Source organism: Marinococcus sp. LNHM4E3-1 (assembly GCF_056034405.1).
The window spans coordinates 48,858-61,275 of sequence record NZ_JBQLID010000009.1; the positions used below are offsets into that span (position 1 = coordinate 48,858).

Here is a 12,418-nt window from a genome sequence, read left to right on the forward strand (position 1 = left end):
ACGAAGCAGAATTTCATTTCCCGCTTCATTCGCCTATTTATCGTCCGTTTTCTGTGCCTATCGTTCGTATGGTCTCTTTTAGGACTGCAACACCATTTACACAGTCTTTTAATTCAGTAAACTCTTCAGGTGTGTGGCTTTTGCCTTCAAAGCTCGGCACAAACAGCAGGCCAAATGGTACGTAGGCTCCAAACATCATAGCGTCATGGCTAGCACCCGATACGAGGGATTCTGTAGCTAAGCCGATGCTCCGGGAGGCCTCCTCAATCGAACGCCGGATCCATTCCGGGACCGGCACCGGTTTTACTCTGAAGGCCACTTCATGAGAAACAGTAAGCCCGCGGCGACCGGCTATTTTTTCTGCTTCGCTTCGCGCCAGGCTGATCATTTGATCCCGGACTTCTTCGTCGAGGTCCCGGATATCCGCTGTCAGCCGGGCCTCTCCGGCAATTACGTTTGAACCGTTCGGCTCAAGCGAAAGCCTCCCTACGGTAGCTACTGCGGTGTCACTGTGCATAGCCGGAAGCTGTTCCAGATACAGAATAAATTCTGCTGCTGCAGCAGCTGCGTCTTTCCTGATGTTCATCGGAGTGTTACCGGCGTGATCCGTTTCTCCCCAAAAATGAACGTCAAGCCAGGAAGGGCCGGCGATTCCTTCTACCACCCCGATACCCGCCTCCTGCTGTTCGAGCTGTTTTCCCTGCTCCACATGCAGCTCTAAATATGCCCGCAGCCGTTCACGCGGATAAATATTTTTCTCGGGCTTGTTCGGCGAATAATCCATCAGCTTCATCGCCTCCGCCGCCGTCACTCCCTCATCATCACGCATTTGAAAAAAATCATCCTTTGAGATATCGCCAACGGCCGCCCGGCTTCCGAGCATCCCGCTCCCAAAACGTGCCCCTTCCTCATCGACGAAAACAGCAATTTCTATTGAACAGTCCAATTCGGCTCCTTCGGCCTTCAATGCTTCTACAGCCATCAGACTCGATACACAGCCGAGAGCCCCGTCAAAAGCACCGCCGTTTTTTACAGTGTCGAGATGAGATCCGGTAAGGATAATCGGGGCCCCGGCCCGACCTGACTCCCATAGTCCGTAAATGTTTCCTACACCGTCCTCCCGTACACTCAGGCCCGCTTCCTCCATCCAGGAACGAAAAAGATTTTTTGCCTGCTGCTCCTCTTCTGTATAGACATAACGTGTAATGCCGCCCTCTTCCGTGCGGCCCACAGCCGCCAGTTCCTCCAGGCGGCTGGCCAAAATCTCGGGGTCAATCGACGGAAAACCCCTGCTTTCCTCAATGGTCTGGAGGAGGCGCTCCCTGCTGAATCCCTTGTTACCCAAAGCATCATCACTCCTTCTCTTCTTTCAGACTAACACACCGGCACAGACGTTACACTTCATTAAAGGAAGGAACATACACTTCCCCCTGGCTATCTGCCTGCTCAATGATACGGCGCACCTGTTGGGATAAGCTGTTTGGAGGATACGGCTTAGTCAGGTAATGCCGGACGTCCATACGGGCCATTCGCTCCTTATCCTCGTGCAAAGCCGAGGAAATAATAATTGGCACGTCTTCGGTATGACGGAAGGATTTCAGCTGTTCAATAAAAGCCCATCCATCCATTTCTTCTCCAAGCATCAAATCCACCACAAAAACCTCCGGCCGCAGCCCCCGTTTTAATGCATTCAGCGCTTTGTAAGGATTGAAGTAGTGCACTACTTCGTATTTGGCGTGGCGAAGTTCTTCTGAAAGAAGCATTCCCAGGCTCCGGTCGTCCTCGAGTATAAGCACCGAGTGAAGATCACTTTCTTCCGGCAGTTCTTCAATATCGAAATCGACTCCTGAGATTGGGAAAAATAAGCAGAAGCTGCTGCCTTCCCCTTCTATCGAATCAACCTCTATTCTGCCTTTATGGTCTTCAACAATTTGCTTCGTTACGGCAAGCCCGAGACCAGTGCCGCGGATTTTCCTCCGCTCTTCATCATTAATACGGTGAAACTTTCCGAAAAGACGGGGAAGCTCTTTTTCCGGAATCCCAAGACCTTCGTCTGTTATTTTTACTCTCACCATATCCTGCTCATTGGCAAGCTCAATTTTTACCTCGCCGCCGTCTGGGGAGAATTTTACTGCATTGCCAATAATATTGGTGACGCCCTGCACGATTTTACTTTTATCTGCATAAATTCGTCCATACTGAAGCCGGTCCTTTACAACAAACGTGTGGTCCGGCTGGTTCGGTTCAAAGGTATCCACGACCTCAAGCATCAGGCTGCTGATATCAACTTCTTCCATGCCATATTCCTGACGGCCGGACTCCATCCGCTGCAGATCGAGAAAATCGTTAATTAACGAAGTTAACCTTTCCCCTTCCCTGTGAATGGTTTCTATATATTTTTTTTGGCGGGCCGGCTTTAAATCTTTGACGAGAAGAAGCTCTGCAAAGCCTAAAATACTCGACAGCGGTGTCCTGAGTTCATGACTTACAGTGCTGACAAGATCTGATTTCATCTGATCAAGCTCAAATTCCTTAGTCCGGTTGCGGTGAACAAAGATAGTTCCCTTTTCTTCGGATTCCATCTGCACATTTCGTCCATATAGCTCGTAAACGTTCACGCCGCTCTCTGACGTAATTTTATATTCGATACTGTAGCCTGGAGAGTCTCCGCCACCGATAAAAGCTTTAAAATAGTTTTCCACTTTTTCCCGGCAGTCTTCATCAATTTGCTTGATCCACCCTGACGTCCATTCCGAAAACGGGAGGGTTTGTTTCTCATTCTGAACCCCCGTATTAATCATACTCCACGTCCAATGATTCGCATGCTCAAGCTCTCCATTTTCATTGATATACTGGATCCCTTCATCAACACTGTCGATAATACGCTGATACAAAAATCGCTCCTCCTCCGTTTCCTCAAACAGAAGAATACGGCTGAAGGAAATGGAAGCCTGACGGAGAATGCCGCGCATCGTCTCGCGCTCCTGCACCGAAAAGCTTTGTCCGGTCCTGGTGAATACCGCTGCGCCAATCATTTCTTTTTTACTGCTGAACACCGGCAGATACATTTCGTACACTGTCGTTTCTACGCCGCTCAATCCTTCTTCCCCGGCTCTTGTTTTCCGTTCGGTGACATGAACCTTTTTCGTGTCCGCGATTAAAGCAAGCGGGCTCCCTTCAGAATGATCTTCGAAATGCTGTTTTTCTTCTTCACTTACCCCGTACCAGGCAGCCTGCCAGAAAGGCTCCATCGCTGCCACCATTCCCTTTTCGAAATGAAACAGATCATACATTTTGGCAAGCAGCTGTTCCATTAATGCCTGCTTTCCCATCGAGCCGCTGAACGTTTCATTTAACTCGTTTAATGTCCGCAGGTATTCCTGCTGCTCCTGCAGCTCATTCTGCTGGGTAACAAGCTCTTCGTTCCGGTCCATAATCGCGTTTTGATTCTGCTGAATACTTGCTGCCATGACATTAAAGGAACGGCTCAGCTCTCCTATTTCATCGCTGCGGTGGCTGTCTGAGACCAATATTTCTTCGCCGCCTCCCACCCTTGCCGCAGCGTCCTTCATTTCGACCAGAGGACCGGTGATTTTCCGCAGAAGCAGCCAAACAACAGCGCCGAGCGCTATCAGTATCGCAATCAGATACAGCAGATAAGCAAAATGCGAATTCTCGTTTACCTCGAAGTACTGCTCGTTCACACTCATCCTCTCTGCCTCTGCCTGATCGTGTCCACTCGATAAGCTGTTGACGAGGGCCCCGACCTGAGAGCTGACCTGCGCGCGGTTTTCAATAGTCGTACGCCCGGATTCTACCGCTTCAGTCAGCTGTGGAAGCCATTCGTTTTCATAGTCATCGAGAAACTGTTCCGTCTGAGCGACCAAATCAGTTTCTGCTTTGTTCAGGCTCCTATATTCCTCGAGCTGCGTTTTCGCGGCGTTTAAGTTTCTTTCTATATCCTCCCGTTCACTTTCATCCCCAAAAGCGAGGTAGCCGCGACCGGCAATAATAATCTGCTGGGTATAAAACTCCAGATCCGCCAACACATTCTGCGTATCCCGCCACTGCCTGGACTCGTTCTCAAGCTCCTGCTGATTGGAACTCATGTAGGCATGCTGCCATATACCCCCGGCGGCAGCAAGCGTTAGTACTAATAGAAAAATAATACTAAACCTACGGTGGAGACGTTTCTTTATGTAGTTAAGCATCTAATAAATCCTCCACAATTGTGATAAGCAGAGCCGGGCTGAACGGCTTGGATACAAACTCCATCACGCCTGCTTTTCTCGCTTCTTCTTCGTCTTTGTCCTGAGACTTTGCAGTAATCATTAATGTTTTCATGTTTTCAAGCCTGCCGTCTTTCCGGAGCATAGAAACAACTTCCACTCCGTTATACTCAGGCATCATGTTATCGATAATTAAAAGGTCATAGGAAGCAGTACTTGCTTTTTCATAGGCTTCCTTTCCATCCTTTGCTTCGTCAATTGTGTATTCTTCTTCGTCCTCCAACGTATCCACCACAAGCATTCGAAGCACTTCCGCATCATCAGCTACCAGTATTTTGTACATTTCTTTCCGCCTTTCTGTTTACAGCACCCGCTGAATTAATCGCTTCGCACGTGCGACCAGCTCTTCCTTTCGAAAAGGCTTCATCAAATAATCGTCCGCTCCAAGCTCAAGCGCATGAACAATATCCCCCTCGTTCCGGTTGCCTGTGAGCATTAATACGATCATGTTGCTCGACGGATACTTTCCCCGAAGTTTTTCAAGCACTTCAAACCCGTCCATGCCGGGCATAGTAACGTCCAGCACGACAAAGTACCGCTGTCCGCGTTCATAGTTTTCTTTTTCAAAAAATGATTCTCCAGAAGGGAAATACTTTGTCCGTATCCGGTACCTCGCTATGTTTAACTGGTGAAACTGGTCAGCGACAAAGGAAGCCATCGCTTCATCATCGTCAATAATAAATACATTTATGTAAGGAAGATCGATAGTTGTTTCACCAGAATAGGAAACCACGGCGTTCCGGCCCGAATCCTTTGCTTCAAGCATGGCTGCATCTGCTTCATTGATCAGCTCCTGCAGAGAAGCGTGATTAGTAGTGGCGGTAGACGTTCCCGCCGTAAACCCGAGCCGGTACGGCAGGCGTCGCTCTGAGACGAAGTCGGCAAAGGACTGCTGCAGGCGCTTCATGATTTTTTCTGTTTCCTCCGAAAATGTCTGCTGGAAAATGAACAAAAATTCGTCCCCGCCCAGGCGGATCAGGTGATCGCTCGGACGTTTCCGGGAGAGCATATGGCTGACAAACCATTTGAGCACCTGATCCCCTTCATCGTGTCCGTAGCTGTCATTAATCTGCTTGAAGTGATCAATATCCGTCAGTGCTACAGAAAAAGGCTTACCGCTCCGTTTAAACTCCGCCCACAGTCGCCCTTCCTCCATTTCGAGCATTTTACGGTTATAGGCTCCCGTCAACTCGTCCACCGTCAGCGCTTCTTTCATCGGAGCCTGCCACTCCAGGTGGCGGTGAATGACCTGCACCATTTCAATCGTGGAATATGGCGGTTTGATCACAAAGGAAGCACCGTCTTCATAAAGTTTATCTGCTCTCTCTCTATCTATTCCGCCACTGCAGAATACAACGACAGGGAGCAGAGCATCTCTCGCTGCATCTTTAATACGTTCAATAATCGTTTTCTCTCCCCGTACGGCCAAATCTTCCGAGAGAAGAACCATTTCCGGATGGAATTCCTCTATTTTTTCCATAAGCTTTCTTCGATCAGAAGCAAGCAGCACGTGATGGCCAAGCATCTCAAGCTGCTCCTTCACTTCATACAAAACGTAAAGCTCTGTATGCCCGAGAAGCACAAAAGAAGATTCTTCTTCGGAATTGTCATAGGAAATGGAAAGTTTCTCTGGCTTGCCTTCCTCCCCAAGCACGTTCATGATTTTTTCGGCATACATCTTCCGGGCTTCTGCGGGAGCTTCTGTATCGAGCGCCCGCATCGCTTCCTCCGCCATTTCAGCTGCCCGTCCCAGCCCGATGGTGGCTCCGGTGCCTTTGATCGTGTGAAGCCATCTGTACATTTCGTCAAAATCTTTGTACCGCTTATGTTCTAAGTATTCATACTGCTTTTTAATATTTGCAATAAAGGTTTTCTGATACTGTTTTACCATAATAATATCCCTTCTAACCGTTATTATCTATTTTCCATTATATACTATTTTACCGTGTCAAAAGTAGCTTAATATAAGAAAAAATGCCATATTTTTAAAAAGTAGAAAATATTTCATCTTTCTATACAGACGCGGAAAAGATACGCATATGCAAATCAACATAAAAAACCGCCCCGGCAAATGCCGGGGCGGCTTCTGTATAAAAGCATCTATGAAACGTAATTTGTCGTAATGATGGAGCGTTCCATTTGATACAGCTGCTCCTGGGAGTACAGGGGCGCATTTTGGGAAAACTGCTCATGAAAGAACGCACGCAGTGCTGCTTCTGTCGTAAAACGATGCGTATAGGCATCCACCGACACGTCCTGGACAAATCGGTCATCCTGCGTGTTCGAATGGCCAAAGAAAATAATTGGCGTCACTTCGCCCGGATTGTGCTTTTCCCTGCGCAGAAAATCTTCTGTAATCGAAGCCGTCGCTTTGGCATGTTCAATCGGACTGTCGTGTACTTCAAATGTTCCTGACCGAATATGCCCCCGGCTTGTGTTTTGAAAAACCATTGTCGTTTCCACGTCTTCTTCAAGATCCGGGTACAGCGTATCAAGCACAAAATCAAGTGTCCCGGCATTGTGTTTACTGACGCCGTGAATAATATGGCCTTTCCATTTCTGTGTTTCAAGCACATACAGTCCGCGGCTCGTCAAAACGACGTGGTCCACCTGGCGGGTCGAAAGCTCCGTCCGGTCATCGAGCGGAACGTACACGTGTCCGGAAATTAACATTTCATCCACAGCAATCTGATTTGCTTCGACAAGATCATTTTTAATGCTTCGAAGCAGTTCATGTGTTTTCATTTCTTCCGGTTCCCGTGAGATTTTCTCCAGATGATAAATGTAATCCGTCAGCTTCCCTTTTTCTTCCTCATATTTGCCGCGTATCGCCTGGATATCCTCGCGGTACTGCGAGCTCTTTCCCTCAATTTCCTCTTCCATTTTTCTATCGTACTGCCGGACTTTTTTCAAATACTGATCCCGCTGAATTAAAATAACTGCTCCAATGATGATTAAAGCTATAATAACCGTGACTGCTATACCCATATAAGCACCTCTTCCATCTCCTGCCTTAATATTTTTACTATGACCCGGAATTTGGTACACTAAAAAACGCTTCTCATTCGCTATGTAAAACTATATACATTATATTTCTATCATAATCAATATATTCCTTTTCGTATACACCTAAAGAAAGGATTCTTCCCTATGACACTTTATTCTGTTGTTCCAAAGGATTTTTACAAAAAACCGACACTCGAGCTCTCCCGGGCGCTGATCGGCTGTGTACTTGTGCATGAAACGCCGGAAGGTCCTGCAGCCGGCAGAATTGTTGAAACGGAAGCCTATATCGGCCCGGTGGACCGGGCTGCCCACAGCTACAATTACCGCAGAACAAAGCGGACGGATGTAATGTTTTTTCCCCCGGGTTACGTATATATGTACACGATGCATACCCATGCGCTTCTAAATATCGTCAGCGGGGTGGAGGAATCTCCCGAGGCTGTCCTCATCCGCGCTGTCGAGCCTGTAGCGGGCCTTGAGCTTATTCAAAAACGCCGGCACCGTGTCCGCGGTATTCAGCAGACAAACGGCCCCGGCAAGTTAACGAAAGCGCTTGGCATTGATATGAGCTACTACGGCCATGAACTTGATCATCCGCCGCTGTATCTGTCACCAAAAGATTATGAACCTGTAGTTGAAAACGGCCCGCGCGTCGGTATTTCCGGAAGCGGCGAAGCGCGCCATTACCCATGGCGGTTCTTTGAAACCGGCAATCCTTACGTATCCAAATGGAGGGCCTGAGTTTTGTTATTTCAAAGCGACGATCCGGCGGCCCTGGATCCGGCTTTCCAAAATAGCGTCAAGATCCTCCGCCAAATCATCCAGGGTGGTCTCGCTTGCAATCGTATCAAGCAGTGATTGTACTTTCAGGTCGCTTGCGAGACGGTTCCATACATACTGTCTTTTTTCTGCCGGGCAGTACACCGAATCAATCCCGGCCAGGTTGACACCACGTAAAATAAACGGATGTACTGTCGTAGGCACGTCCGTCCCTCCGGTAAGTCCGCTGACTGCTACAGTGCCGTGATACTTCATCGTACTCAGCAGGTAGGCGAGCGTCTCTCCCCCAACTGGGTCGACGGCCCCGGCCCACATCGCTTTGCCGAGCGGCTTGCGCTTGTCCGGATTTACATCTTCGCGGGAGAGAATACGTCCTGCCCCAATATTCCGAAGATAATCATGGGCTTCGGCGTTCCCGGTAACAGCTGCCACATCATATCCGAGGGAGTGAAGCATCGCTACAGCCATGCTTCCAACGCCGCCAGTAGCACCGGTTACAACAATCTCGCCCTGATCCGGTCTGACTCCTTCCTCTTCCAGGCGCACGACCGATAATCCTGCTGTAAACCCGGCAGTTCCAAAAATCATGGCTTCTCTCGGAGTCATCCCCTCCGGAAGTTTTACCACCCAGTCAACAGGCACTCTTGCTTTTTCTGCGTAACCGCCGTGATGGGCAACACCCAGTTCATATCCTGTAACGAGCACCTCGTCGCCCTCCTGATACCTCGAGTCACTGGACGAAGCGACAATGCCGGCGAGATCGATGCCCGGAATCAGTGGATAGCCCTGTGCAATCTGGCTTTTAGGTACTGCTGCCAGGCCGTCTTTATAGTTGATGCTTGAATAGTGTACATCAATGGTGACGTCGCCTTCAGGCAGATCCTTTTCCTCCAGTGTACGTACTTCTTTTGTAACTTCTCCCTGATCGTTTTTATCCACGACCAGCGCCTTAAATGTGCTCATACTTTCCACCTCCATAAAATGATCTTCTGCCCTATTCCCATAAAAGTTTTATTTTATGCGGGCTAAACAAAAAGCACGCGCCTCCTTTTGGAAGCACGTGCTGCTTGCTACGGTGTTAAAAACAGGAAAAAGATGATAAATACAAAAAACAGAGCGTACATAATCGGATTCAGCTGTTTCCCTCTTCCCGTCAGCACCATCGTGATCGGATAGAAGATAAAGCCCATGGCAATACCGGTCGCGATACTGTAGGTGAGCGGCATCGAAACGACGGTTAAAAAGGCAGGCACGGCAATTTCGAGACGCTGCCACTCAATTAAGCGAAGCGACGATACCATCAGCGCCCCTACAATAATAAGAGCGGGAGCCGTTACAGCACTTGTTACCACACCGAGAAGCGGCGAGAAAAACAAAGCGGCAAGAAACAGCAGTGCCGTAATAATCGAAGCAAATCCGGTGCGCCCTCCGACAGCTACGCCCGCTGAGGACTCAATATATGCTGTTGTTGTAGACGTTCCAAGAATCGAGCCGATCACGGTAGCAGATGAATCCGCCACCAGGGCTCGCCCGGCACGCGGCAGTTTGTTATCTTTTACGAAGCCGGCCTGGTTGGCTACTGCAAACAAAGTTCCAGCAGTATCAAAAAAGTCGACAAACAAAAATGTAAGAACAACTACGATAAACCCAATAATGAAGCTTGAATCCCACGAAAAGTCTGTAAGAGAGGTGAAAGCAGCCCCGAATGTCGGTGCGATGCTGGGCACCCCGGAGACAATCTGACCCGGAGGCTGAATCTGACCCACCAAAATACCAGCCAGAGCTGTAATCACCATCCCGTAAAAAATACCTCCACGGATACCAAGGGTCATCAGTATGACGGTAACAACCAGTCCGAAAGCCGCAAGAGCAGCCGGTCCGGAAGTAAGTGTGCCAAGCGTGACAAGAGTAGACTCATCAGCCACCACAATCTGCGCTCCCTGCAGACCGACAAAAGCAATAAACAGCCCAATACCAGCAGAAACCGCATATTTCAGTTCCTCCGGAATTGCGTTAATAATTTTTTCTCTAATGCCAAATGTCGTTAAACCAATAAAGATCATTCCGGAGCAGAATACCCCAAATAAAGCAAGCTCCCAGGGGATCCCCATTGTCAGCACAACGGAATATGTAAAAAAGGCATTGAGCCCCATCCCCGGTGCCAGAGCAATCGGATACCTGGCAAGCAGCCCCATGATCAGTGTCCCGATGGCTGCTGCCAGGGCTGTCGCTACAAACACGGCGGCCTCATTCATTCCGGCTTCGGCTAAAATACTGGGGTTGACGAATAAAATATACGCCATCGCAAGGAAAGTCGTTAAACCGGCTAACGATTCTTTCTTGTAGTTCGTCTCATTCTTTGTAAATTCAAAAAAACGATCCATCCTCTTATCTCTTCCTCTCTTTGCTCTCCCCAGGCAAAAATCTCTCTGCTTCTATTATATACTTACTAAGTGCTTACCGCACAAGCCCCTACTCCCATTCAATGGTCGAAGGCGGCTTAGACGTAATATCGTACACGACACGGTTGACGTGCTGCACCTCATTGACAATTCTGGTGGAAATTTTTTCAAGAACGTCATATGGAATACGGGCCCAGTCCGAAGTCATACCATCAATTGAAGTGACCGCGCGGATTCCGACAGTGTAATCATATGTCCGGCTGTCTCCCATTACGCCAACGCTCCGCATATCCGGAAGCGCCGTAAAATACTGCCAGATTTCCCGGTCGAGACCGGCATTCTTGATTTCCTCCCGTAAAATATAATCCGATTCCCGGACAATTTCGAGCTTCTGCTCCGTAATTTCCCCGAGTACGCGAATGCCAAGTCCCGGTCCAGGGAATGGCTGGCGCCACACGATTTCATCCGGCACTCCGAGCTCCGTTCCGAGCTTGCGGACTTCGTCTTTAAACAGCGTATTCAGAGGCTCGATCAGATCGAATTTCATATCTTCCGGCAGTCCGCCGACATTATGGTGTGACTTAATCGTCTGAGCTGTGTCCGTACCACTTTCAATGACGTCAGTATAAAGCGTGCCCTGGACAAGAAAATCCACGTTTTCAAGCTTTCCTGCCTCTTCTTCAAACACGTAGATAAATTCATTTCCGATAATCTTCCGTTTTTGCTCCGGATCGCTCACTCCTTCGAGCTGATCGAGAAAACGTTTGGCCGCGTCTATTTTCACGATATTCATTTGGAATCCGCGTCCGAGAGACTCCATGACGCCTGTCGCTTCCTCTTTACGCAGCAGGCCGTGATCAATAAACATGCATGTAAGCTGATCTCCGATCGCTTTGTGTACAAGCGCCGCAGCTACCGAGCTGTCCACACCGCCGCTCAACGCACACAGCACATTACGGCTGCCTACCTGTTCCCGGATAATTTCCACCTGCTCATCGATAAAGTTAGCCATCGTCCATTCATTCGAGCATCCGCAGACCCGGTAGGCAAAGTTTTTCAGGATATCATCGCCAAACTGGGTGTGGCGTACTTCAGGATGGAACTGAACGCCGTACATTTTCTTCTCCGGAGCACTCATGGAAGCTACCGGGCATGACGGACTGGTCGCGTCGACCGTAAAACCTTCTGGTGGCTCAACAATTAAGTCGCCGTGACTCATCCACACGCTCTGGGTTTTCGGCAGTCCTTCAAATAATACTGGATTCGCCTGCACATGAATATCCGCCTTGCCGTATTCCCGATGCTGGGCTTTTTCCACTTTTCCGCCGTAATGCAGCGTCATCAGCTGCATCCCATAGCAGATACCCAGTATAGGAATGTCAAGGTCAAAAATAGCTGGATCACAGGTGAGCGCGCCTTCAACATACGCGCTGTTCGGGCCGCCGGAAAAGATAATTCCCGCTGGATTTAATTCTTTAATTTTTTCTGCACTGATCGTGTTCGGATGAAGTTCACTAAAAACACCGAGATCTCTGATTCTGCGTGTAATCAATTGATTATACTGGCCGCCAAAGTCCAGAACAATAATCGTTTCACTGATATTTCCTACGCTCATCGCTTCTACCCCTAACTGTTTTCAAATATGTACGTGCAAGGTTCACTTTAAAGGAATGCCTGCTTCCGGGCAACTATCTGTTTTCGATTGCCGGGCGTACGTCAAACATTTTAATGAAAGTCTTTTTTTACAGACTAAAAAAGCTGCTTTCGCATTATACGAAAGCAGCTTTTTAACTGGGGACATACGGCGGCGCTTCGGCTGCTTTCTGTCCTTCACTGCCCTCGTAGTCCAGCCATTTTCCGGCGGCCAGGTAGAGACATTTGGGCCTGATCCCAAACTATACGAGGTATTCACCTGTAAACATGAAATAAATTTTAACAGCC

9 protein-coding genes and 1 riboswitch are annotated in these 12,418 nt (G+C 48.6%); of the genes, 1 reads left to right on the plus strand and 8 read right to left on the minus strand.

Going from position 1 to position 12,418, the window contains the following annotated elements:
* Positions 1–37: 37 nt before the first annotated feature.
* The 5 genes from ACTRXI_RS10985 to ACTRXI_RS11005 form a co-directional block, all read right to left on the minus strand.
* Positions 38–1,345, minus strand: coding sequence for an allantoate amidohydrolase (locus ACTRXI_RS10985; protein ID WP_474262471.1), 1,308 nt, complete (start codon positions 1,343–1,345; stop codon positions 38–40).
* A 49-nt stretch (positions 1,346–1,394) separates the two neighbouring features.
* Positions 1,395–4,211, minus strand: coding sequence for an ATP-binding protein (locus tag ACTRXI_RS10990; protein ID WP_474262472.1), 2,817 nt, complete (start codon positions 4,209–4,211; stop codon positions 1,395–1,397).
* Complete coding sequence (locus ACTRXI_RS10995) at positions 4,204–4,572, minus strand: response regulator (RefSeq protein WP_474262473.1); 369 nt, start codon at positions 4,570–4,572, stop codon at positions 4,204–4,206. The genes ACTRXI_RS10990 and ACTRXI_RS10995 overlap by 8 nt, the downstream gene beginning before the upstream one ends.
* Before the next feature lie 18 nt (positions 4,573–4,590).
* Positions 4,591–6,180, minus strand: coding sequence for a diguanylate cyclase domain-containing protein (locus tag ACTRXI_RS11000; RefSeq protein ID WP_474262474.1), 1,590 nt, complete (start codon positions 6,178–6,180; stop codon positions 4,591–4,593).
* Positions 6,181–6,389: 209 nt separating this feature from the next.
* Positions 6,390–7,277 carry a nuclease-related domain-containing protein gene (locus ACTRXI_RS11005; protein ID WP_322526102.1) on the minus strand — a complete coding sequence of 296 codons (888 nt, stop codon included), beginning with the start codon at positions 7,275–7,277 and terminating at the stop codon, positions 6,390–6,392.
* A 162-nt stretch (positions 7,278–7,439) separates the two neighbouring features.
* Between ACTRXI_RS11005 and ACTRXI_RS11010 the strand changes: the two genes are divergently transcribed.
* Positions 7,440–8,036 (plus strand): DNA-3-methyladenine glycosylase, encoded by a 597-nt coding sequence (locus ACTRXI_RS11010; protein ID WP_474262475.1) that lies wholly within the window; start codon positions 7,440–7,442, stop codon positions 8,034–8,036.
* Positions 8,037–8,042: 6 nt separating this feature from the next.
* Here the strand turns inward: ACTRXI_RS11010 and ACTRXI_RS11015 are convergent, their stop codons facing one another.
* From ACTRXI_RS11015 to guaA, 3 genes are all read right to left on the minus strand, one after another.
* A complete protein-coding gene (locus ACTRXI_RS11015) occupies positions 8,043–9,038 on the minus strand; it encodes an acrylyl-CoA reductase family protein (protein ID WP_474262476.1) in 996 nt (331 codons plus the stop codon).
* A gap of 107 nt (positions 9,039–9,145) precedes the next feature.
* The gene (locus ACTRXI_RS11020; protein ID WP_474262477.1) at positions 9,146–10,459 is read right to left on the minus strand and encodes an NCS2 family permease; all 1,314 of its coding nucleotides are present in this window, start codon (positions 10,457–10,459) and stop codon (positions 9,146–9,148) included.
* Positions 10,460–10,547: 88 nt separating this feature from the next.
* Positions 10,548–12,092: a glutamine-hydrolyzing GMP synthase gene (gene guaA, locus ACTRXI_RS11025; protein ID WP_474262478.1), complete on the minus strand. Its 1,545-nt coding sequence runs from the start codon at positions 12,090–12,092 to the stop codon at positions 10,548–10,550.
* A 207-nt stretch (positions 12,093–12,299) separates the two neighbouring features.
* Positions 12,300–12,400, minus strand: a riboswitch (purine riboswitch).
* Positions 12,401–12,418: the final 18 nt, after the last annotated feature.